Annotated in this window: 17 protein-coding genes; 11 read left to right on the top strand and 6 right to left on the bottom strand. The window is 42.0% G+C overall.

From position 1 onward, the window contains the following. The first annotated feature begins 4 nt into the window (after positions 1-4). The 3 genes from LRQ06_RS14315 (at position 5) to sstT (ending at position 3,337) form a co-directional block, all read left to right on the top strand. A complete protein-coding gene (locus LRQ06_RS14315) occupies positions 5-754 on the top strand; it encodes a flagellar brake protein (protein ID WP_373054836.1) in 750 nt (249 codons plus the stop codon). Positions 755-856: 102 nt separating this feature from the next. Next, complete coding sequence (locus LRQ06_RS14320; protein WP_232767456.1) at positions 857-1,786, top strand: polyprenyl-phosphate transporter; 930 nt, start codon at positions 857-859, stop codon at positions 1,784-1,786. 324 nt (positions 1,787-2,110) lie between these two features. After that, complete coding sequence (gene sstT / locus LRQ06_RS14325; RefSeq protein WP_232767458.1) at positions 2,111-3,337, top strand: serine/threonine transporter SstT; 1,227 nt, start codon at positions 2,111-2,113, stop codon at positions 3,335-3,337. Between the two features lie 17 nt (positions 3,338-3,354). On the opposite strand, the gene LRQ06_RS14330 is transcribed toward sstT, so the two are convergent. Next, on the bottom strand, positions 3,355-4,599 hold the full coding sequence (locus LRQ06_RS14330) for a tetratricopeptide repeat protein (RefSeq protein ID WP_232767460.1): 1,245 nt from the start codon (positions 4,597-4,599) through the stop codon (positions 3,355-3,357). A 272-nt stretch (positions 4,600-4,871) separates the two neighbouring features. Here LRQ06_RS14330 and glgX point away from each other — a divergent pair, with 272 nt between their 5' ends. The 3 genes from glgX to LRQ06_RS14345 all read left to right on the top strand — a co-directional run bounded on the left by glgX (position 4,872) and on the right by LRQ06_RS14345 (position 9,555). Then, positions 4,872-6,842: a glycogen debranching protein GlgX gene (glgX, locus tag LRQ06_RS14335; RefSeq protein ID WP_232768981.1), complete on the top strand. Its 1,971-nt coding sequence runs from the start codon at positions 4,872-4,874 to the stop codon at positions 6,840-6,842. A gap of 105 nt (positions 6,843-6,947) precedes the next feature. Beyond that, entirely contained in the window at positions 6,948-8,777 is a 1,830-nt protein-coding gene (locus LRQ06_RS14340; protein ID WP_232767461.1) for an ABC transporter ATP-binding protein, read from the top strand. A 76-nt stretch (positions 8,778-8,853) separates the two neighbouring features. After that, positions 8,854-9,555 (top strand): DUF445 domain-containing protein, encoded by a 702-nt coding sequence (locus LRQ06_RS14345; protein WP_232767462.1) that lies wholly within the window; start codon positions 8,854-8,856, stop codon positions 9,553-9,555. 59 nt (positions 9,556-9,614) lie between these two features. Here LRQ06_RS14345 and LRQ06_RS14350 read toward each other — a convergent pair whose 3' ends face one another. From LRQ06_RS14350 to LRQ06_RS14365, 4 genes are all read right to left on the bottom strand, one after another. Then, positions 9,615-10,370, bottom strand: coding sequence for a hypothetical protein (locus tag LRQ06_RS14350; RefSeq protein WP_232767463.1), 756 nt, complete (start codon positions 10,368-10,370; stop codon positions 9,615-9,617). A gap of 7 nt (positions 10,371-10,377) precedes the next feature. After that, positions 10,378-11,112, bottom strand: coding sequence for an IclR family transcriptional regulator (locus tag LRQ06_RS14355; RefSeq protein ID WP_232767464.1), 735 nt, complete (start codon positions 11,110-11,112; stop codon positions 10,378-10,380). 205 nt (positions 11,113-11,317) lie between these two features. After that, complete coding sequence (locus LRQ06_RS14360) at positions 11,318-13,204, bottom strand: methyl-accepting chemotaxis protein (RefSeq protein ID WP_232767466.1); 1,887 nt, start codon at positions 13,202-13,204, stop codon at positions 11,318-11,320. A 235-nt stretch (positions 13,205-13,439) separates the two neighbouring features. Continuing rightward, on the bottom strand, positions 13,440-14,825 hold the full coding sequence (locus LRQ06_RS14365) for an SLC13 family permease (protein WP_232768982.1): 1,386 nt from the start codon (positions 14,823-14,825) through the stop codon (positions 13,440-13,442). Between the two features lie 377 nt (positions 14,826-15,202). On the opposite strand from LRQ06_RS14365, the gene LRQ06_RS14370 reads away from it, so the two are divergent. Together LRQ06_RS14370 and acuR are read left to right on the top strand one after the other, a co-directional pair. Next, positions 15,203-16,159: an AEC family transporter gene (locus tag LRQ06_RS14370; protein WP_232767469.1), complete on the top strand. Its 957-nt coding sequence runs from the start codon at positions 15,203-15,205 to the stop codon at positions 16,157-16,159. Between the two features lie 153 nt (positions 16,160-16,312). Then, on the top strand, positions 16,313-16,972 hold the full coding sequence (gene acuR / locus LRQ06_RS14375) for an acrylate utilization transcriptional regulator AcuR (RefSeq protein ID WP_232767471.1): 660 nt from the start codon (positions 16,313-16,315) through the stop codon (positions 16,970-16,972). Here acuR and acuI read toward each other — a convergent pair. Further along, on the bottom strand, positions 16,963-17,949 hold the full coding sequence (acuI, locus tag LRQ06_RS14380) for an acrylyl-CoA reductase (NADPH) (protein ID WP_232767473.1): 987 nt from the start codon (positions 17,947-17,949) through the stop codon (positions 16,963-16,965). The genes acuR and acuI overlap by 10 nt on opposite strands. A 603-nt stretch (positions 17,950-18,552) precedes the next feature. Between acuI and LRQ06_RS14385 the strand changes: the two genes are divergently transcribed. The 3 genes from LRQ06_RS14385 to LRQ06_RS21230 all read left to right on the top strand — a co-directional run bounded on the left by LRQ06_RS14385 (position 18,553) and on the right by LRQ06_RS21230 (position 23,850). After that, positions 18,553-19,722: a pectate lyase family protein gene (locus LRQ06_RS14385; RefSeq protein WP_232767475.1), complete on the top strand. Its 1,170-nt coding sequence runs from the start codon at positions 18,553-18,555 to the stop codon at positions 19,720-19,722. Positions 19,723-20,016: 294 nt separating this feature from the next. Then, a complete protein-coding gene (locus tag LRQ06_RS14390; protein ID WP_232767477.1) occupies positions 20,017-23,466 on the top strand; it encodes an acyl-[ACP]--phospholipid O-acyltransferase in 3,450 nt (1,149 codons plus the stop codon). 135 nt (positions 23,467-23,601) lie between these two features. After that, complete coding sequence (locus tag LRQ06_RS21230; protein WP_373054852.1) at positions 23,602-23,850, top strand: isochorismatase family protein; 249 nt, start codon at positions 23,602-23,604, stop codon at positions 23,848-23,850. Positions 23,851-23,874: the final 24 nt, after the last annotated feature.

Here is a 23,874-nt window from a genome sequence, read left to right on the forward strand (position 1 = left end):
AGGAATGTCGAAAGTGGCAAGAGTCGAAGAATCCATGGCCGGTAATAAATCTCCCCGCCAACCTAAATCCGTGTCAACACTAAATAGTACAGATGCCTTAGCTTTAGTTGAGCACGGCAGCGAGCTGGTTCTTAATATCACAGCTCCAGTCGGCACAAAATTCATATGCCGAACCGCATTCATTGGCACACATTCCGATACCTACATACTGGCCGAAATTCCCAACATTTCTGATGATGATTTTAATTACTTCTTTCAGGAAGGTTTCTGGACAAATGTAAGGGCTATCTCTCCCAGAGGAGAGGGAGCACTGATACACTTTCGCAGCCAATTATTACACGTGCTTCATGAGCCAATCCCTCTGGCCATGTTTTCTATTCCAAATACAATGCAGATTACGCAACTTCGAAAAGAACCGCGTTACGAAGTCCAGTTGTTCGGAAAAGTCAGCCTTGGCAAAAACAGAATGGACTGTGAGATCAGGGATATATCAAAAAACGGTTGCCGTTTTTTCACCAGACCGATCGGGCGGGCATTCTTAGTGGATGACATTGTTTCAATCGAAATTTATACCGATGAAAATGGTCGTAATTCTTTCGGTATTCTGGAAGGAAAGATCTGCAATTTACAACGATCTGTTCATTACGCTCGCTATGGACTGGAATTTTCTGAGACCGGTAAAGAAAATGTCCGGCAGTTACTAAACCAGCTTCGTTTCAACGGAACAAAATTAACGCTGCAAAGTGAAAAATAAACTCAAAATTTGTCTCAATTCTGAATCAAATCTTTAACAAAATTCATCCTATGCAAATCCTTTTTTAGATATACTGCAAAAAAATTAACGGTAATAACTTATATGAACTATTTAATTACCTTCCTGAAAGGAATGGGAATGGGTGCAGCCGATGTGGTCCCTGGAGTATCAGGAGGAACCATTGCATTTATCACCGGCGTTTATGACACACTGCTGGAGAGTATCCGTAGAATAAATCCAACTCTAATCCGCTACTGGAAAAAAAACGGCTTTTCAGCAACATTAGAATACATCAATGTTAAATTCTTAATCTGTCTTCTGGCCGGTATTTTAACCAGTGTGGCAACGCTGGCAAAACTCATTTCCTGGCTGCTAAAAGTTCATCCGATTCCTATCTGGTCATTTTTTTTCGGATTAATTCTGGTTTCTGTCCTGCACATTGCCAAACAAATCAATAAAAATAACCCATTACTTCTTATCGGGCTATTTATTGGCATTGCCCTCGCTTATTCCATTACGGTCCTGCAACCTCTTCATCTGTCGGCAACATCAGTAAATATTGTTTTTGCCGGTTCTATTGCCATCTGTGCAATGATCTTACCGGGTATCTCCGGCAGTTTTATTCTGCTAATGATGGGAATGTACGCCACAATTTTATCGGCAGTTAAAGACGCAGATGTCATCACGCTAAGCTTATTTGCTCTGGGATGTATCATCGGATTGCTGACCTTTTCCCATATTTTGTCCTGGTTACTCAGACATGCCAGAAATTTTACGTTAACAACTCTGACCGGGCTGATGATAGGTACCTTACCCAAAATCTGGCCATGGAAAGAAACACTGACCTGGCGTATCAATTCTCACGGAGAAAAAGTGCCTCTGCTTCAGCAGAATCTAAACCCTTTCGATTATGAGCAAATCACCTCTCATTCACCTCAGCTCGCTCTGGCCGTCGCTTTGATGCTATCTGCCATTATTTTTGTTCTGGCATTAGAAAAATTTGCAACCAGAACGACCACTAAACACCATTAGCCACCCCGAATAGATTGGGCAGAAACGTACTTTCTGCCCAAATCATTCAAAACCTGAAACGATCATTCTGCTGGATAATAAAGCTTACCCTATTCTGTATTTCTCCCTAACGTTGGTATTTTTAACTAAACATTAAACAAACAAATATAAACAAAAATTTAACAAAAGACGAAAAATCACTCTATATAGCAGAGCTCAATCAATTTTTTATGCCTTTCTTCAAATAATGATAGACACAATATATGGTGAAGCTAATATTGTCGTCTCCAGATAAAATCTGGCTAAAACATAAAAATTTGATCAAATTATTATTCAGGAATAAGTATGCAAAACAACAATCCTCTCGCGCGTTTTGCCCGGGGTAACTTAGTTCTACAAATTGTTGTGGGAATTATATTAGGTGCGCTTTTAGCAACAATAGCACCGACAGCAGCTCTAAAAGTAAGCATCCTAGGTAGCTTATTTGTGGGAGGTTTGAAAGCTGTAGCTCCCGTACTCGTGTTTGTTTTGGTCATTTCTTCGATCGCAAACCAGAAGAAAAACCAGCAAATTCATATGCGCCCAATCATTGTACTGTATCTTATCGGTACGCTTGCAGCTTCATTAGTTGCTGTTGCATTTAGCTTTGCATTTCCAACAACATTAACCCTGGTTACCGGAGCTGAAGGGGCAACACCACCACAAGGTATCACCGAAGTCCTGCACACGCTGGTTTTCAAGATTGTCGATAACCCTATTCATGCCATTATTGATGCGAACTATATTGGTATTCTGGCCTGGGCTATCGGCCTTGGTATTGCTCTCAGACACGGCTCCATTCCAACTAAACACGTACTGGAAGACGTAAGCCATGGTGTATCTCAACTTGTGCGATTCATCATTCGTCTGGCACCATTTGGTATCTTTGGCTTAGTATCAAAAACATTTGCAACTACGGGCTTTGAATCCATCATTGGCTATGCACACCTGCTATTTGTTTTACTTGGTTCAATGATCATCATTGCATTAGTCATTAACCCTATTATGGTTTATGTAAAAACCAAAGCTAACCCGTTCCCACTGGTATTTCAGTGTCTTCGCGAAAGTGGTGTTACTGCCTTCTTTACCCGTTCAAGCGCTGCCAATATTCCGGTTAATATGGAACTGTGTGACAAACTCAAGCTTGATGAAGACACCTATTCTGTTTCTATTCCTCTGGGTGCAACCATTAACATGGCGGGAGCAGCAATCACCATCACGGTTTTAACACTGGCAGCTGTTCATACTCTTGGAATTGATGTCGATTTCATGACCGCTATTCTTCTGAGTGTTATCGCCGCGGTGTCAGCCTGTGGCGCATCCGGTGTCGCAGGCGGCTCACTGCTTCTGATTCCTCTTGCGTGTGGATTGTTTGGTATATCAAATGATATCGCAATGCAGGTTGTTGCGGTTGGCTTCATTATTGGTGTTATTCAGGATTCAGCTGAAACTGCATTAAACAGCTCAACTGACGTTATCTTCACTGCAGCAGCGTGTATCGCCGAGCAAAACAAAGAACAAGAAGACGCTTAATTCTTCTTTTGATGGAACTACTCCTCTTTCGGAGCAGTAGTTCCATTACTACTTCCCTCTTTCTTATTACTACCTTCATCGCTTTCTACATTTGATTCTTCAATTTGCTGTGTAAAATTTAAAGAATTATCTTCTGTGTAAGTTCCACTGTAACTAAAAGCCGATGCTTCAGGTGAATCAGATGGCGCCGTTTTAATCTCATTCACCAATTCATCACAACTGTCCGATACAGACTGCTCTTCATGAAACTGGTTATGAGAAAAAACCGGAACATCACGTTTGTAAAGCTTGTTCAATGCACGAATGATCAAATGCTTACCAACTGTGCCAGTCTGAATTTTAGTGATAAGAGGCTTAGCAAACCGCTGCAACGCAATAATAGAATCCACACCAACTTTATTACCGACTTCATCTCTGAGAATCCGGGCCGGTTCGTTATGGAAATAGGCTGCAAGAAATAGCCAGATATAAGCAATTGCATTCCCGTGGGAACCATGATCGATCCAGGCATCACCTGCATGATACATCGCTTCCGGATATCCTGTCTCAGCAGCACTTTCCAGCCAATAACATGCTTTGTTGTGATCCGGAGGTGTTCCTACCCCTCTTAGATAATTGATCCCCAGCTTCATCATCGCTTCCGGGTCCTCTAACTTAGCCGCTTTGGCATACCAATAATTAGAATCCTCAGACTTTTGGTTAGGATTATCCTTCGCGATATTCCAGTCACCAAGGTATATCATTGCCGGGATGTAATTCTTTCTTGCCGCATTTTCGACCACTTCCAACCCTTTTTCCAGATTGGCTGAGATACCCAATCCATGAATCCACGCTTTCCCAGCGGCCAAAAGTGAAGGATTATCACCTTCAATTCCCTGAATATAGGTTTGCCAGAAACGCGCTTTTTCTCCGACAATCAGATCATTATCTAAATGTCTGCTCATTCGGACAACCCCATACATACCCATAATATTGTCAAGGTTAGCCGCCTTCTCATACCAGTAAAACGATTCCCGCCAATCGGTACGCTCCGCTTCCTTCGCTAAAAAAAGTATGGTCGGAATATGTCCATTTTCGGCCTTTTCGCGGCGTTGCTGTTTTTCCTGCTGACGGTTGTGCTCATGCTGAAGACGACGCCTGTCCTGCTTTTTTTTACGTTCTGTCTGAATCCGATTCTGCTTTATTGACAGCGCAATCATCCACGATACGATCACCACCAATAGCACTCCGGCGATTCCGATAAAAATACCTAGTACATTCATTCATTAAGGCTCTAAAAATCTGGCTGGCTTTACAAAAATCATCATAACATGGTTTTATCTCTGTCATATCGTTTTACTCTCTACATTATATAACCTATCCTCACAATGTGATGAACAAATCAGTTGTACCCTTCATATACAACAGACAATAGGTACAATAGGTATCAACCTCTGCTTTATCACAATTAACACTTGACCCTTTTCCAACAAAGTTTTTTACTAGAAACGAATAAGTCGTTTTTTTAATCAGAAAGTTAGAATTTATGCACGGAATGATAAAAAATAATGCTCAACCATATCCACTGGGTGCAACCTTAACTGAAAATGGTTGCTGTTTTTCTATTTACTCTCCTGCACAAAATGAGATCCAGCTGGCTTTATTTGATAACGATAGTGACTACAAAGTAATTGAACTGGACCACAGCTACGCAGGAGTACAATACACATTTGTCAATGGCATAAAAGCAGGTCAAAAATACGGCTATATAATCAAAAATGAAAAAGGCCGCTCACAACTCATTTCTGATCCTTATGCAAAAGCAATTGATGGTGAACTAACGTACCAAGAACCCTACAACGAAAAAACCAGTTTTACATTACCAAAATGCATTGTTACCGAAGATGATTTTGATTGGCAGGACGTTTCCAAACCTAATATCCCCAGAGAAGAAACCGTTATTTTCGAAACACACGTAAAAGGGCTAACCTTTTTACACCCAAAAATGAATTCCCGGATTAAAGGAAAATATTTGGGCCTTGTCAGCGATGAAATGTTAAGCTTCTATGCAGATAATCACATTCAGACACTGCAGCTATTACCTATCGCTGCGTGTATGGCAGAACCTCACCTGATAAAAGCGGGCAAGGTAAACTATTGGGGATATAACCCTTATCTTTTTATGGCCCCCGATCCAAGGTATGCGGTCAATGATGCGGTTTCAGAGCTAAAAACCACAATAAGAGAATTACACCGACACGGGATTGAAGTCATTCTTGATGTGGTTTATAACCACTCAGCAGAAGGCGGCGATGATGGGCCGATATTCAATCTCAAAGGACTCGATAAGCAATACTATCTTCTGTCAGGAAAGAACTACATCAACTTTACCGGTTGTGGGAATACTCTAGATTTATCCTATCAACCGACACTGAATCTGGTTATGGATACACTCCGGCATTGGGTAACCGAATATCAAGTTGATGGTTTTCGTTTTGATTTAGCGGCAACGTTAGGCAGACAGAGAGAACAGTTTTCTCAGACCTCCGGTTTCTTTATGGCTGTCGCTCAGGACCCGATATTAAAAGACATTAAGTTGATAGCAGAACCCTGGGATATCGGCCCGAATGGCTATCAGGTCGGACACTTCCCATTTGGATGGAACGAAACCAATGACAAACTCAGAGACATAGCAAGAAGTTTCTGGCGAGGCGATGACGGCTTCCTGAGAGATTTTGCCACCAGATTAATGGGTTCCCGGGATATTTACAGTGCATCGAACTGGCCGTTCAAACTCACGGTCAACTATATTACTTACCACGACGGTTTCACTCTACAGGATCTGGTGTCTTACAAACACAAACATAACGACGATAATGGAGAACAAAACCGGGACGGGCACGGGGATAACCGCTCAGATAACAACGGTGAAGAAGGACCAACAAAAAGTCTGGCCATTATCAAAAGGCGTGAACTTCAAAAACGAAACTTCATGGCGACACTGCTCTTTTCATTTGGCATCCCTCACATATTAAGTGCCGATGTTTTATCGCATACACAAGGTGGGAACAATAATGCCTACTGTCAGGATAGTAAGACAAGCTGGCTAAACTGGTCTCTGACGCCACAAGCCGCTTCATTTAAAAAGTGGCTAAGCAAAATGCTCAAAGCCCGTCACAACATTATGGTTCCATTTATCGATGCTTTCAGCGGTAAAAGCCGGAATTCTAACCGGGTTTTCTGGCGAAAAGTTGATGGTTCCGATATGTCAGGTTCCGACTGGGATAAAAGGACTTGTGTGGCTCTTAATCTGGGCATCAACAAATCCGGCCGACAGATTCTTTATCTGGTCAACCCAACACCAGCTGTTGCACGGTTCAAACTTCCGGCTTTGCCTAAAAAAGGCGAATGGGATATAGTCTGTGACACAAATGGTGAAGAAGTTCTCCTTAACAAGGCTTCAAAAGAGTACCTTTTGCCAAAAATGTCGATGGCCATTCTCTACTATAATGCTAAGAACAAATAGCGTGTCTGGGCTTTCTGAACGGTAAACACGCCAAAATTCTTCCCCATCAATTTCCCCATCTTCTTTTAGAGAAGATGGGCTTCTTTTGTTGTAAAAAGGGTGATCATGTTTAAACAATTCGAAAAGCTGACCCAAGCCTTTCCTAATATAGAACCGAATCAACCACCATCCTCTTTGTGGGCATTTTGTCTGTATTACACAAAAGGATTCATCCGTCCTCTTATTTATATTGGTTTACTCAGTACCATCATTGCTATTGTCGAAGTCGGCTTATTTGGATTCATGGGAAAACTGGTTGACTGGCTATCAAACAGCAACCCGGCAACATTCTTTGCCGATAATCAGTGGACTTTGATTAGCTTGTCCATACTGATATTAATTATCATGCCGGCCATTATCGGAATTCATTCTCTGTTGGTTCATCAAACAATGCTGGGTAATTATCCGATGTCAATACGATGGCTGGCTCACCGCTACTTGCTAAAGCAGAGTTTGTCTTTTTATCAGGATGAATTCGCCGGCCGCATTGCTACCAAGGTAATGCAGACCTCTCTCGCTATCAGGGAAACAGTGATGAAATTGGTCGATGTGTTCGTTTTTGTCAGTGTTTACTTTGTTTCCATACTCTTTATTTTGGGGGATTCTGACTGGAGACTCATGCTTCCGATGGTTGCCTGGCTTGTCGCATATATCGGAATTCAACTCTACTACGTACCTAAGTTAAAAGACATTTCGTCTCTTCAGGCTCACGCCCGTTCAACCATGACAGGCCGTTTTGTTGATAGTTACACCAATATCCAGACGGTAAAACTATTTTCACACCACCAACGAGAAACCAGTTATGTCAAAAAGAGCATGGAAGGCTTCCTGACAACCGTACATTCACAAATGCGTCTGGTGACCGGATTCAATATATGGGTGGAAATTGCCAACTACATGCTGCTGTTTTCGATTGCCGCAATTTCAATCTATTTATGGTCATATTCTGCAATTTCTATTGGTGCCATTGCCATTGCCATCTCTTTGGCTTTACGTATCAATGGAATGTCCAAATGGATTATGTGGGAAATCGGTGGCCTTTTCGAAAACATGGGGACGGTTGTCGATGGTATGAATTCGCTTTCACAGCCCATTCAGATTCAGGATCAATCAGATAGCTCCGAACTGACTGTAAAACTGGGGTCAATTACCTTTGATGATGTCAGTTTCGATTATGGTGAACATATCAGTGTTATCAACCATCTTTCTCTGACAATAAAACCCGGAGAAAAAGTGGGAGTAGTCGGTCGTTCGGGAGCCGGGAAATCAACACTGGTCAATCTGCTTTTACGTTTCCATGAAATAAAAGAAGGCAAAATCTGTATTGACGGACAGCCCATTGATCAGGTTACTCAGGAATCTTTAAGAAAAGTCATTGGAGTGGTCACACAGGACACATCACTACTCCACCGTTCAATTAAAGAAAACATTCTATACGGTAATCCTGATGCATCTGATGAAGAACTGTATACTGCAACCCGGCAAGCCCATGCAGACGAATTTATTTCGACACTGACCGACCCGTATGGTAACAAAGGCTACGATGCCCAGGTCGGAGAACGTGGAGTGAAACTTTCTGGCGGACAACGCCAGCGTATTGCAATATCAAGGGTATTATTAAAAAATGCGCCTATTTTAATTCTGGATGAAGCCACATCGGCTCTGGACTCAGAAGTAGAAGCTGCCATCCAGGAAAGCTTATATCAGTTAATGGAAGGGAAAACAGTCATTGCAATTGCTCACCGGTTATCCACCATCGCAGAAATGGATCGTCTGATTGTTCTGGATGAAGGCAAGATTGTTGAAGAAGGTACACATCAGGAACTGATAGATAAAAATGGCATTTATGCGCATTTATGGGCCCATCAGACCGGTGGATACATTGCTACAAACTAGAAGCGGATAATTTTCTTTTCACCCCGGTTTTTTTTACATAAAATCGGGGTTATTTATTACACCAGTTTCCACATTTATGAATAAAAGTATTATCACCAATTTCATTTCCGTCCTGTTGATCGGAATTGGTTATCAAACGGACAATCATATTGTATACAATGCCGGTTTGTTCGCCTTTTCAGGGGCCGTAACAAACTGGCTGGCTATTCATATGTTATTTGAAAAAGTACCGGGACTGTACGGCTCAGGTGTTATCCCGAACCGGTTCGAAGAATTCAAAGCCGCAATAAAATCTTTGATGATGAGAGAGTTTTTCACCGAGGAAAACATTAAAAAATTCATGAATCAGGAATTCAATTCAGCAAACAGTTTTGATTTAGCCCCGATCGTTTCAAATGTTGACTTTAATCCGACGTTCGACTCTCTGGTTGAAACCATTAAGGAATCTTCCTTTGGTGGCATGCTGTCTATGTTTGGTGGTACCGAAGCACTTGAACCACTGAAAGAATCCTTTATTCAGAAGATACAAACGTCTATCGCTGAACTAAGCCAAAGCGACAGCGTAAAAGATGCCATTAAAGAACAGGTCAGCTCTTCTTCCGTTCTGGATGATGCGCAGCTTAATATTGAAGCCATCATCGATCAGAGGTTGAATGAATTAACACCTCAGTTAGTGAAAGAAATCGTTGCTAAAATGATCCGTGAACACCTCGGTTGGTTAGTGGTATGGGGAGGTGTTTTCGGCGGAATTATCGGCATTATTGCCGCATCCCTGTAGCCGGTAGTCATTCATGACCGATTTCCCTTTATTCGTATCGATGTAAAGGGAAATCGTACTCATGCGTGCATCAGTTGCTGTCCGGCCAGTTCTTTCAACCCCTCATAAATCACTTTTGTTTTTCTGGAATAAAGTGCCCGGTCACTGCCTGCTACTAACAGAATCACCCGCAATTTTTCGAATTTCACACATAAACCCAGCAGTCGTTTAATGTCACTGTCAATTTGACTGTAATTATTGATTTCAGAATTTTGCATCATAGATGACAAATCGAAAGAAACCATTATCTGTTCGTGTTTCGAAATAAAGTCGCTGACGGTTTCATTAAATACAAGCGCTTCTTTTGATTGCCACTCCTGTTGTGACGTTCCGACATTCAGCACATCAAGGCCGGGATAGCATTTTTCAAGTGACGTAAAAACATCCAGGTGCTGATTTTGCTCCTGAATATTAAACTGGTTATACCAACCGATATGAACAATACCTGTCCTGGCAGATTCAACGGTTACTGTCGGATAGATGTCAATTAACAAGTCGAGAGAGTTAGCAATCACCACAGGGGTCAACTGATACCCTAACCCTCTTTTCAGAGTCTGTAATAGTCCGGAACTGATTTGTTGGTCAGAAATAAAATGACCTTTAGGAACATCTTTATTTTCCAACCAGTTAAATAAATTATCCAGACTTTGCTGAAACAACTCAAACTTAGCCTGAGACATCGGAGCTACCCACTTACAGGCTGTCATAAAAATAAACGGATACCGGTAATATCCTTGCAACTGAGAAACCACCCGACGTCTAAAAAAACTGAACATGCAATCATCACCTTTCTAACGACAATGCTCTCGCCGCCTGTAAAACATAAAGAGTCATTTTGGATCTATTCGATTTAATCCTGTGAGCGGGCGACATCAAAGAGACAGCTCCCATCAGTTTATTGCCTTTCATCACAGGCGCACTAATACCGGAAACCCCCGGATCAGCTTCAGAGTTACTGAACGCATACCCCCGGTTTCGTATTTTTTGAACTTCTTCTGACCAGTAATCAGAATTTTCATGCTCATGAAAATGGTTCAGTATTTTTTCACGTCGTTTTTCAGGTAAATAGGCCAGCATCACTTTAGAAGAGGCACCCCGAAGCAATGGTTGACTTTGCCCCTGGACGTAGCTGCAACGGAGTGCCTGTAAACTTTCTTTCTGGCTGACACACAGAGCCCGGTAACCAACAGGAACCATGTAAGCCGCCATTTCTCCTGTCTGTTTCTGTAAACGACTTAATACCAAATCTATTGCATCAAGATTATGAGAACTTGTCTGATAACTCCTCATTAAAAGAAGAGCGGCAGCGCCGACAACAAGTGTCTTGTCATAAGGACTCTCCTCAACCATATTCCACTCTTTAAGCAGCTTTAAATGTCTGTACAGACTACTCAGAGGCATACTTAGTTGTTCACTTAATACTTTTGCTGTAACGGGCTCGTCGTTTACAGCAACCTGCATTAAAAGTTGAAATGTCTTCTCGTTAACATGACTGGACACTACAGCACTGTCGTTCATTTTTCTTTTGTATCCTTCTTTCCGTAATGCTTCAACTATAATTCTTATTAAACGGGAAAATACAGCAATTCAAGCTACAGGATTCTTATTTTTTGAGAAAATAACGCTAACAAACAGGAAATAAATAGCGAATTCCAATAGAAAAGGCGATATCCGAAGATACCGCCTTTAAACCCTGCCTGATGTTTTATTAAGAATACGTCGTTCAAGAGAGTTTAAACACTCCGACTTTCTCATTTAATGAGTTTGCTGAGGTTCTCAGGGCCACCGACTGTTGTTGGCTATCATCAGAGCCCAATGCAAGCTGCTCTGTCACATCTCTGATTGACGTGATATTCTGAGTGATTTCTCCGGTCACATGAGTCTGCTCTTCTGCCGCTGTAGCAATTTGAGTCGCCATATCACTAATTAATATGACAGCATTACTGATCTCCTCCAGAGCCTGAGCCGCCTTGTCTGCATCACTAACGCTGCTATCAGCAAGCTCAGAACTGCTGGTCATAATACCAACCGCACGTTGTGTTATTTCCTGAAGTTTTTCAATCGTCCCTTTAATTTCTTCTGTAGATGTGTGAGTACGCTGAGATAACACCCGGACTTCATCCGCTACTACAGCAAAACCACGCCCTTGTTCACCGGCTCTGGCCGCTTCAATAGCCGCATTCAACGCCAGTAAATTAGTCTGCTCAGCAATTCCCTGAATCGTAGCAAGGACAGCAGAAATTTCCTGGGCATGTTGGTCCAATTCAGAAATCACTGAACTGGCCTGAGTCAGTTCTTCGGCAAGACTGTTGATTGACTGCTTAGTATCTAATACTAAAGTTCGCCCCTGACTGGTTGCTTCCGATGATTCCTGAGCGGCATTTGCCGTTTGCTCGGCATGAGATGCAATTTCCTGTGTCGCCGATGCCATTTCCGTCACTGCAGTCGCCACCATTGTCACTTCCTGTTGCTGAGTGGACAATTCTTTTACTGAATTGCTTGCCCTTTCAGCGCTCGATTCAGACTGTTGAGTCAACCCTTCAGCCTGCTCTCTGATTTCAATAAGGAGCGTCTGTAGTTTCATCACAAAAGTATTAAAACCGGAAGCAAGAAGACCCACTTCATCCTCACTGTCAACTTCAATGCGCTGAGTTAAATCACCACTACCAGATGAAATTTCCTCTAATGCAAAAGCCACATTTCGTAGTGGTTTAAATAAAATATTGCAAAGGATATTGAAAACGACAATACACACCAAAATCAAAACCGCAATCACAATTAGCTGACTATACAGCGTGCTGTATAGTGGACCAACCAACGAATCGTCATTGATAATAATAACCGTCGTCAGCTGCGTGCCTTTTATTGATTTTGCAAACAAAACATACGTGCCGTCATCCTTCGACACTTTTATATCATGACCAATCGACTGAGACCTTTTAATATCGGCAAAAGTAATTCCGAGTTCACTGACACTCTTGTTTAATAAATCCGAATTTTCGTGGGTAAAAATATTACCTTTATCATTTGCAATAAAGATATACCCGGTTCCGGGTAAAATAACCTGTTTCATCGTATTGATAATATCGGTAATTTCAACATCAGCACCAAGCACTAACGATTTCCCAAACAAATCAATATGTTTCCCCAGCGAAACAACGTTTTTACCGGTTGCGGAAGCAACTGTTGGATTATCCATAAAAACGCTGGATTTATCGGCCATCGCATTAATGTACCAGCCCCATTTTCGTGGATCATTATTATCTGGAGCAAGAACAACTCCGTTTGCATTTTTCTCAGAACCATCCGGGTATGCCAGGAATACATTATCAAAACCACCAGAATCTCTGGCCTGCTTAAGGTGGGTAAGAATATTGTCTTCTTTCATGTCTAAGGAAAAAGACGTCAAAACCTTCTGCTTCGCTTTAAACCAGTCAATCACATATTGATTATAAGACAAAGATGCGCTATTTAACCGTTGTTCAACAGACCGGTTAAGTTGATTTAATGCTGAACGGAAAGAAATCGTAACGACAATAACGGTACTAATTACGATTGCCAGACTGGCTAAAATAGCCAGCTTATTTTTCAAAGACAATTTTTTTAACATGGGGTCTATCCATTATTATTATGAAACGTTTAGATTAGATGCCTACATAATTGAAACAAATGTTTTATGTGTTATGTTTCATAAAAATTTAACGGCATATGACCATGAAACTTAAGATAAAATAATTTTACACTGTGAATTAATAGAGATTCATCACACAATTAATAAAAAAAAGCCCGGAATAAAGAATATCATTCCAGGCTTATGTTTTTATTCGAACCAAATCCACACTTGATTACCAGAACGTATAAGCAATAACAGACAAAATACTGGCACAAATGACATTCAAAACAATGCCGACCCGCATCATTTCTGATTGTTTAATATGTCCTGTTCCAAAAACAATGGCATTCGGAGGTGTTGCAACCGGGAGCATGAAAGCACAGGATGCAGCAACAGCAATCAGTACGGATAAAATAACCGGGCTTACCCCAAAGACTTCCGCAACAGTTGCAAATACAGGGATAAGTAAAGCCGCACTGGCAGTATTACTGGCAAACTCAGTTAAGAATACAACAAAGAAAGCAATCGAAATAACGATAACAAACAAGCCATAATGAGCAACCAAATCACTCAGCTGATGAGCAATAAATACACTGGTTCCGGTTTCTTTAAGAATATTACTCAGACAAATACCGCCACCGAACAGCAGTAAAACCCCCCAATCCGCCGTTTTTTCTATTTCCTTCCAGTGCACTACCCGTGCAAAGCTGACCATCACAATAGCCGCCATAGCAACTAACGTATCGAACGATTTAAAGCCACCTAACATGCTGTTAATCGGTTTACTGAAAATCCAAAGAAAAACAACCAGCGCAAAAATTCCCAGAGTAACGACTTTACCTTTGTCCCATTCCACAGGTTCATGGTTTAATTCAAAATGCCCTCTCAGATTGGGCTTTAACATAATGTAAAGTACAAATATCGCTATCGGTAGCAAAATGATTGTCACCGGCAAACCAAACTTCATCCAGTCGGTAAATGTTAACCCAACTTCCGCCGCGGCTATGGCATTAGGAGGGCTTCCCACAATTGTCGCAATCCCTCCGATACTGGCACTGTATGCAATCCCAAGCAAAACAAATACATAGGTTTTGTGTTCTTTTTCTGCATCCACCTTACTTAATACACCGAGAACCAGCGGCATCATCATAGCCGATGTTGCCGTATTACTAATCCACATGGAAATCAGGGCAGTTACACCAAACAATAAAAACACCGCGGTCAGCATCCGGCCACGGGCCAGAATCAAAACCTTGTCTGCGACCACTTTATCCAGTTTTTGATGGTGCATAGCCGCAGCAAGCGCAAATCCACCAAGAAACAGATAAATAATAGGATTAGAAAAGTTACTTAAGGCCTGTTTGGTATTAAAAATATGAAAGAAAACCGCTAAGATAGGGACAAGCAGTGCCGTCACCGTGACGTGAAGTGCTTCCGTCAGCCACAATATAGCAATAAAAGCGAGAATACTGAGACCCAGTACGATATCGTGTTCAAACGGTAATAAATTGTATAACACTGAGAAGAGAATAATGTCTGCAATAATGATTAGGCTATTGCGGTGAAGAAACCACTCTCGGGTGTTGGTCGGTAAAGGGACCTTATCATTTTTAGGTATCATCTGGAACATTCCTTTATTGGTTTTTTTGCCTGACGGCTATGAGCTGACTTTAATTTTTATACTCAATTAATGACATACTTATAAAATGGAATCTGTTAACCGAATCAAAACCTTAGGGTCTGTTGACCTTTAGTGATGGTTTTTGCAGCAAGTTGATGGTGATTTAGGCAAGGCTGGCATGTGAAGTGTAGTCATCTACATGAATCATGACCCAACGCTGAATAAATCACCATCAAACGCTGCCCGAAGGATTCATCTGAACAAAAATAAACCATCAAAGGTCAACAGACCCTAGCTTGTCCTTTTATATTTAGCTGATAACAATTGGCTATGTCATGACCCATGTAACATAAATTAGTAAAATAAGGATTCTGATGGAAACGCTCCTGCAGCAATTTATTTTTTCCACAAAAGTGACCGGCCCTATCTGCTTAATGTTGTTTTTAGGTATGTTTTTTAAACGAACCCGCCTCATTGACGATCACTTCATCGAAGTTGCTTCAAAGCTGGTTTTCAGGGTGACGCTGCCCGCTTTATTATTTCTCAGTGTCATCAGTTCAAATCATAATCTTTTGGAAAGCGGCGAGATGGTTTTATACGGGGTCAGTGCCAGTTTTTCCTTTTTTATCCTCACCTGGCTCCTTATTAAAACTGTCCAGCCAACAAACCCGGACATCGATGTCATTATTCAGGGGTCTTATCGTGGGAACACGGCCATTGTCGGACTGGCCTACGTCGCTAACTTATATGGCAGTCAGGGCATCGCACATGCCGCACTGTACGTTGCAGGAATGACCCTGTTATTCAATATACAGGCGGTCATCATTTTGAGTCCAAAAAACGAAGGCGTGGGATTAAAAACCGTTACAACAGTGACAAAGACACTGACAAAAAACCCTCTGATTATTGCGATTCTTGTCGGCATCGCGTTTTCACAACTTTCTTTAACGTTACCATCCATTGCTCTGGATGCCGGTAAATACTTTGCAAACATGACTCTTCCTCTGGCGCTCATCTGTGCCGGAGGTTCACTGGATTTAACCGCATTCAGCAATGACAAATCTTCTGTCTGGGTTTCAACGTTTCTGAAATTGATCGCCTGTCCGGTGTTTATGACAACTATTGGCTATTTTTACGGGTTCCGAAATGAAGAACTGGCCATTATACTGCTGACAAGTACGACACCGACAGCTGCAGCCAGCTATGTCATGGCCAGAGGAATGGGACGAAACCATGTTATGGCAGCCAATATTATCGTCGTTACCACAATTTTATCACTGTTCACAACAACTGTCGGTGTATTCACCTTATCGACTCTGGGGCTGATATAAGATCCCGGACTGTCCGTCCGGATAAGCCGAATGTTTGACATCGACTCTTACCCGATGTCAGGCTACACAGAGCAAACCGCCTGAATCATGCCCTTTAATATGATTTAGGTATAAAATAAGAAACCTGTAAGAAAACATCCCCGAGTATGACTCATGGCAGAAACTAATATCGCCCCAAAACGTAAACGAGGACGCCCGCCAAAAACGGAGCGAGGTTTCGCAGACACCAAAAAAGCATTACTACGCAGTGGTGTTGAATTAATTACTGAAAACGGATTTATGTCATCCGGAATCGATACCATCGTCAAACGGGTTGGCGTCCCCAAAGGCTCTTTCTACCATTACTTCAAGAATAAAGAAGAATTCGGGCAGGAAGTGGTTGCTGAATATGGACGTTACTTTTCCAAAAAACTGGAAAAACACTTTTCCCGGCAGGATGTCTGCCCACTCGACAGAATAGAATTGTTCGTTGAAGATGCCAAAGTTGGTATGACAAAATTCAATTTTAAGAGAGGCTGCCTGGTTGGTAATATGATGCAGGAGTCGCCCCAGTTATCCGAAGCATGCGCCAGACAATTACAGTTAGCGATTTCTGACTGGAAAAGCAAAGTAAAAAACTGCTTAACTGAAGGACAAAAGACACTCCAGATAAAACCCGATATTGAAACTGAATTCTACGCATCTCAGTTCTGGAGTGGTTGGGAAGGTGCCGTAATGAGAGCAAAACTCTTCCGGTCTACCGCACCATTAGACGAATTCTGGTCGTTTTTTTCCCAAGCGGTGAAGGTTAAATCAGATACCACTCATGACTGAGGAATATCAACAACAACACGCCCTTTCACCTGTCCTTCAAGAAATCGTTTCGCATAGTCAACAACGTCTGCAAACGGGATACAGGTAGTTATGGATTCGATCAGTTCCGGATCCATAAGTTTAGCAATCTGTTGCCATGCTGCCTGACGTTTTTCTATAGGGCACATAACACTGTCAATACCAGCCAAAGTGATACCCCGCAAAATAAATGGCGCGACGGTAGAAGGGAAGTCCATACCCTGCGCCAGTCCGCAGGCTGCCACTACCCCACCATACCGAATACCGGCACAAACATTTGCCAATGTATAACTCCCTGCCGTATCAATGGCAGCACTCCATACTTCTTTACCCAAAGGGCGGCCTTTTTCAGAAAGGGTAGAACGATCTATCACTTCTTCAGCACCAAGCTTTTTCAGTCGTTCGGAATCCTCAATACGACCGGTGGATGCCACGACATGAAAACCCAGTTTTACCAGAAAAGCGATAGCGTAACTGCCTACACCACCATTCGCCCCTGTTACCAATACTGAACCGGATTCGGGTGTAATACCATTTCTCTGTAAAGCCTGTATTGCCAACATTGCCGTATAACCCGCCGTTCCGACAGACATCACTTCATAACTGGTCATTCCATCCGGGATGGCAAGTAACCAGTCACCATTTACTTTTGCTTTTTGTGCCAGTCCTCCCCAATATTTTTCACCAAGTCCCCAGCCATTAATGAAAATTTTCTGACCCGGTTGCCACTTAGGATGTTCACTACGTTCTATCGTGCCGGCAAAATCAATTCCGGGTACCATAGGAAAGCGACGGACAACCGGTGATACTCCAGTTACAGCTAACCCATCCTTATAATTCAGGCTTGAATATTCAACCTTCACCGTAACATCTCCATCAGGAAACTGGCTATCCTCCAGTTCCTGATAAGTACACGTATAATCTTCATCCTGCTTATTGATAACTATTGCTTTAAACATCATCTTTCTCATTTATGACCGATCGTCTATAAAATATAATTTAAACACAATTGTCTCTGCTTGCAACAAGATTCATGTATGTTAGTAAGCAAAAAATGGATTATCTTGACGTACGTCAAAGGGAAGTTTCGATCTGTTGATACTCGCTGTATGTATCACCTACGAAAATATATTTAAATATACTAACTAATCAGTTATCCATCGTTAATTAATAATCAATGCAATTGTTATCATTAAATTAATATTGCTTAATTCCAACCAAAAACGCCTAATAAGTAGATACTCAAACACATTAATTATTATTTCTTATATCAATAATAAATAGTAAGATAGATAAAAAAACCACCTAAAAAAAACATAACCACTTGAATATAAGAAAATTAATATCAAAAAAAATAAAATGATAGTAATTAATTAAAATTCCGATAATTATTAATAAAAACGCCATTTATTTACAAACAAATTCATGACAATAAATAACAATAACATAACGTTAATTTATTTTTAAAAACAAAACTCCGTCTTTAATATAAGGACTCAATAAAAAATAAAGACAGACTATTTTTTGGTAACCCTTATTCACAATATTAATAAGAGAATAAAATGAAAACATTCAGTAAATCATCCATAAACCTGGCTCTTAGCCTGATTCTTACAGGTATAGCAACGGTACCGGTTCAGGCCGGTTCTCTTAGCAGTAATGTAGCTCTGGAAATTGCAACGATTGGTTACGCCACACAAAATGGTGGAACAACCGGTGGCCAGAATGCTACAAGTGACAATATCTATACCGTTTCCACCATTAGTAAACTTAAATCTGCATTAACGGAAAACTCAGGAGAGCCCCGGATCATCCAGATTAAAGGAATCATTGATGTCAGTGGCGGAACCGATTACTCCAGTAAAAAAGATCAGAAAAAACGTTCTCAGCTAAAAGTTCCTTCCAATACCACCATTATCGGAATTACAAGTAAATCAGGTATCACAAATGGCTCACTAATCATTAAAAAGGTCGAGAACGTTATCGTCCGGAACTTATACGTCGAATCCCCGGTCGATGTAGACCCTGAATTTGAAGACGGAGACGGATGGAATGCCGAGTGGGATGGCATGAATATCATCAAATCATCCAATGTCTGGGTGGACCATATGACATTTGATGATGGCTCATTTACTGATGATCAATACACCACAAAAGACGGCTGGACATACGTTCAGCATGACGGCGAACTGGATATAAAACACGGTAGTGATTACATTAGTATCACCAATTCCGTATTCAAAAACCACGATAAAACCATGCTGATAGGACACAGTGCCAGTAACAATAAAGAAGACAGCGGACATCTCAGAGTAACACTGGCCTACAATATTTTCAGCAAGGTTGAACAACGGACTCCCCGTGTCCGGTTCGGTAAAATTCACTCATACAATAACTTATTTAAAGGTGACTACACAGCCAGTACTTATGCCTATAAAGCGTCTTATGGACTTGGCTATAAAGGCTCAATACTATCGGAAAACAATGTCTTTAATATCGATAACTTAAGCGATTCGAATGTATGCAAAATCGTTGACGTCAAAAAATCAAATAGTACATTGAATGATGAAGGCTCAACCTTAAACGGAGATTCACTGGACCTTTCCGGATGCTCTAAAATTCCAGGCAACGATATCAGCTGGAGTGTTCCGTACAGCTACTCGTTACGTTCAACCGGCAGCTTAGTCTCGTATTTAAACAAAAATGCGGGGGTCGGTAAATTAACACTGTAAGTTTAGTAATTCTATATTTATCAATCTGGTAAATATAGTTCTTAGGTCTGTTGACTTTTATATTTATTTACCAGATTGAATAGCCTGTTTTCAAAAAGTTAGCAGACCCATGTTTCTCCGTTTTAACCTTCCCTGATCAATCCAGTCATAAGTAAAAACACGCCGGTATTAATCGGTTTTTCCTTGTCTGCCCGATCTCTTTTGATCAAATTCAAAATTGGCACTTTACAATTGAACAGTGTTCAATTACAGTAATCACACTTATTTTGAACACTGTTTTATTAGTAGGTAACCATGAATACATTACTCCAAAAACGTGGATTTCTGGCTTTTTTGTCAGTCGCGTTCATCAATGCATTTGTTGATCTGGGACATAAGATCATCATTCAAAATACGCTGTTTAAAAGCTTCTCAGGAAACGAACAGGTTGTGCTGATGGCCATTGTTAATGCGTTTATTTTACTCCCGTTCGTCTTACTTTTTACGCCTTCGGGTTACTTTGCTGATCGATACTCAAAAACCAAAGTCATGAAAATCAGTGCGATGGCATCCGTGCTGATCACCAGCCTGATTACTGTCTGTTATTATACCGGACAATTTTATTATGCCTTTGCGCTGACGTTGGTTTTGTCGATGCAAAGCGCGATTTACTCACCTGCCAAGTATGGTTATATCCGGGAGTTAGTCGGCTCTGAAAACCTCAGCTCAGCCAACGGATGGGTGCAAAGTCTATCCATGATTGCCATTCTGGCGGGTAGCGCGGCTTTCTCAGCGCTGTTTGAATTTGCCCTGCCGGAAGCAAATCACTATGTCCCTTCAGAGGTCATCCGTCATGTGTCGTATCTTGGGTGGTTTTTAATTGCGGGATCACTACTGGAATCTTTTCTGGCTTTCAGACTGCCTGATAACACCCAGAACCACCAAACCGGCTCTTTCGATTGGGAAAACTACCTTACCGGCAAAACCTTAACCAATAACCTGAAACTTCTGTTCAAGGAAAAAACCCTCTGGCAGCCGGTTATCGGATTAACGCTGTTTCTTGCCATCTGTCAGGTGATGATTGCCACCTTCCCTTCCTACGCAAAAACAACCTTGCTTATCGATAACACATTTACGATTCAATGTATTATCGCAATGGCCATTATCGGGCTGATGTTGGGTTCGTATTTCGCCGCTTCACACTCGGTCAAACACATCAACTTATCGTTAATTCCAGCCGGTGCCATCATGGTCTGCATCGCTTTATTCTTTCTGCCGCTCACCCATTCTCTGACTTTGCTTGCCGGATTATTTTTCATGGTCGGCTTTGGTGGATCGCTAATGCTGGTACCGCTTAACGCGCTCATTCAGTTTCATGCAGGTGAAGCCCACCTGGGAAAAATACTGGCCGGCAATAACTTTATCCAAAACATTGGCATGTTGCTATTTCTGGCGATGACCGTTGCTTTTGCGACCACCAAGATGAGCGTCACCACCATTCTCTGGGGTATTTTTGTGATGAGTGCGATCGTCGCCATTTTGACCGTCGTCACCATGCCGCAGGTATTCATCCGGACCATTCTGAGTCGCTTAGTTGGCTTTAAATACCGGCTCAAAATACTGGGGTTCGAGCACCTGCCTGAATCCGGTAAGGGAACCTTACTGCTGGGTAACCACATCAGTTGGATTGACTGGGCAATCATACAAATGTCGGTGCCACGCCATGTCTACTTTGTGATGGACAGAACGATTTATCAACGTTGGTATCTGAAATGGTTCTTTGATCTGTTTAAAGTCATCCCGATCTCACCAGGACAAAGCAAACAGGCATTGGCGCAGATCACGTCATTGCTCAATCAGGGAGAAACGGTCTGTCTGTTCCCCGAGGGCCGGATCAGTCACCTTGGACAACTGGGAGAGTTTAAAAAAGGGTTCGAACGTGCCTGCCGTCAGGCCGAAGGCGTCATCATCCCGTTTTATCTGCGGGGAATGTGGGGCAGCAAGTTCTCACGTTCTTCCGAAAAGCTCCACAAACTACGCCGCAGCGGTATCAAAAGGGACATTACCATCGCTTTCGGCCCGTCGATGGACATACATTCCACGGCAGCAGAGGTAAAACAGAAAGTCTTCGAAATGTCGGTATCGACCTGGAATGATTACGCCGATACATTGGATACACTGCCCAGGACTTTCATTAAAACGGCCAAAGCGAAACCGGCCAAATGGGCTGTCGTTGACAGTAACGGTAAACCGGTAACGCACCATCGTTTTCTGGCTGGCTGTCTGATCACCAGAAAACACATCAAATCCATGCCGGGTGAAAATATCGGGCTCTTACTCCCCACCACCAGTGCCGGGTTAATGGCCAATATTGCGGCGATGATGACAGGCAAAACGGTCGTTAACATCAATTACACGTCGTCGGTTGATGCCATCATGGCGGCCCGGAATAAAGCTCAGATTCAAAGCATACTGACATCAAGAAAGTTTATTGAGAAACTGGAGAAAAGAGGTATAAACTGCGCGGAAATTCTGGACAATACCCAGGTTTTGTATCTGGAAGACATGGCCGGGACAATCAGCAAAGGACAAAAATTACGTGCTTTTCTGACCACATGGTTACTGCCGGCCAGACTCCTTCAGTCCTTGTTCTGCCCGCGTAAAAACAGGAATGAAAATGCCGCTATTTTGTTTTCGTCAGGAAGTGAAGGTGAACCCAAAGGCGTGGTGCTGACACACAAAAACATCATGGCGAATTTACGTCAGGTATCGGATGTCCTTAATGTCCGGGAAAATGATCGCGTCATGGCAACACTACCCCTGTTCCATGCTTTTGGTTTAACCGTCACCGGCATGCTGCCTCTTATGGAAGGGATCCCTGTGATATGCCACCCAGACCCGACAGATGGTTTTAATATTGCTAAAGCGGTTGCTAAATACGAAGCCACTTTCATGTGTGCAACCTCAACGTTTCTCAGGATGTATCAACGAAACAAGAAAATTAAGCCACTAATGCTTAACTCTCTGCGGGTCATCGTCTCCGGCGCAGAAAAACTGGATAAAGCAGTAAAAGAAGCATTTCAGGCTAAGTTCATGGTTCCTGTGTTAGAAGGTTACGGCACGACGGAAACGACTCCCGTTGCCAGCGTAAATTTACCGGGCCATTTTGCCAGAAAACAAAACTGCATTCAGGAAGCGACAAAAGAAGGTACTGTTGGTTTAGCTTTACCGGGTACCACCTTCCGTATTGTTGACCCGGTGTCTCTTGACACCTTACCGACAGGAGAAGATGGTCTGATACTGGTCGGCGGCGCTCAAATCATGAAAGGCTACCTGAATGAACCGGAAAAAACAGACTCGGTTCTGGTCAATATGGATGGCATGCTCTGGTATAAGACCGGCGATAAAGGCCACATCGATAATGATGGCTACTTAACCATTGTTGACCGTTATTCCCGCTTTGCCAAACTAGGAGGAGAAATGGTCAGTTTGGGTGCTGTTGAGCAAACAGCCAGAGAACTTTTGGGCGAAGACGATTTAGGGCTAGTTGCGGTGAATCTGCCAGATGAAAAGAAAGGTGAACAAATTGTTTTACTGGTTGAAAGCCAACAGGAACCATCCAGACTCAAGCAAATACTTAAAAAGAACGGGATGCCAAATTTAATGATCCCTAGTCAAATTTTTAATATAGAAAAAATCCCCTTACTCGGAAGCGGAAAAGTTGATTTCTCTCTTGCAAAAAAACTGGCATATCAATATATCTGAAGAAAATGATAAAGAGGATGCATTATACTGCATCCTCTATTTTCACCCGAAACGTCAATGCTGTAACATTGTCAAAACTAATGGTATGAGACCTAATCAATCAATCGCCTCCATCGCAAAACGCCTGAAGAGCACATTTGCCGGTACCGAAATGGATTTACATATCAGAAGAAAAATATTGACAACATTGTCATTGCTGGAATTGTAATCAACATGGGCGTAGAATCAGCAGTTCGCTACGGTTGGGAATTTAAGTATAATATGATTGTTGTTGAATTTGCCTGCTCAGTTCTAAACACCAAGCGGCACCAAAGTACTTTTACTCACCTATTTTCTGAAATATCACGGGTAACCCAAACTCACAATCTGCTCTTAGAGTTATGACCCCAACACCACTGATGTTAATAT

The sequence above is a fragment of the Vibrio salinus genome (assembly GCF_021272385.1).
GTDB lineage: Bacteria > Pseudomonadota > Gammaproteobacteria > Enterobacterales > Vibrionaceae > Vibrio > Vibrio salinus.

Excerpts from the sequence above, each read along its gene's own strand:
- LRQ06_RS14390 (WP_232767477.1), top strand. The coding sequence starts at position 20,017 with ATGAATACATTACTCCAAAAACGTGGATTTCTGGCTTTTTTGTCAGTC.
- sstT (WP_232767458.1), top strand. The coding sequence starts at position 2,111 with ATGCAAAACAACAATCCTCTCGCGCGTTTTGCCCGGGGTAACTTAGTT.
- acuI (WP_232767473.1), bottom strand. The coding sequence starts at position 17,949 with ATGTTTAAAGCAATAGTTATCAATAAGCAGGATGAAGATTATACGTGT.
- glgX (WP_232768981.1), top strand. The coding sequence starts at position 4,872 with ATGATAAAAAATAATGCTCAACCATATCCACTGGGTGCAACCTTAACT.
- LRQ06_RS14370 (WP_232767469.1), top strand. The coding sequence starts at position 15,203 with ATGGAAACGCTCCTGCAGCAATTTATTTTTTCCACAAAAGTGACCGGC.
- LRQ06_RS14350 (WP_232767463.1), bottom strand. The coding sequence starts at position 10,370 with ATGTTCAGTTTTTTTAGACGTCGGGTGGTTTCTCAGTTGCAAGGATAT.
- acuR (WP_232767471.1), top strand. The coding sequence starts at position 16,313 with ATGGCAGAAACTAATATCGCCCCAAAACGTAAACGAGGACGCCCGCCA.
- LRQ06_RS14385 (WP_232767475.1), top strand. The coding sequence starts at position 18,553 with ATGAAAACATTCAGTAAATCATCCATAAACCTGGCTCTTAGCCTGATT.
- LRQ06_RS14360 (WP_232767466.1), bottom strand. The coding sequence starts at position 13,204 with ATGTTAAAAAAATTGTCTTTGAAAAATAAGCTGGCTATTTTAGCCAGT.
- LRQ06_RS14320 (WP_232767456.1), top strand. The coding sequence starts at position 857 with ATGAACTATTTAATTACCTTCCTGAAAGGAATGGGAATGGGTGCAGCC.
- LRQ06_RS14355 (WP_232767464.1), bottom strand. The coding sequence starts at position 11,112 with ATGAACGACAGTGCTGTAGTGTCCAGTCATGTTAACGAGAAGACATTT.
- LRQ06_RS14345 (WP_232767462.1), top strand. The coding sequence starts at position 8,854 with ATGAATAAAAGTATTATCACCAATTTCATTTCCGTCCTGTTGATCGGA.
- LRQ06_RS14340 (WP_232767461.1), top strand. The coding sequence starts at position 6,948 with ATGTTTAAACAATTCGAAAAGCTGACCCAAGCCTTTCCTAATATAGAA.
- LRQ06_RS14315 (WP_373054836.1), top strand. The coding sequence starts at position 5 with ATGTCGAAAGTGGCAAGAGTCGAAGAATCCATGGCCGGTAATAAATCT.
- LRQ06_RS14330 (WP_232767460.1), bottom strand. The coding sequence starts at position 4,599 with ATGAATGTACTAGGTATTTTTATCGGAATCGCCGGAGTGCTATTGGTG.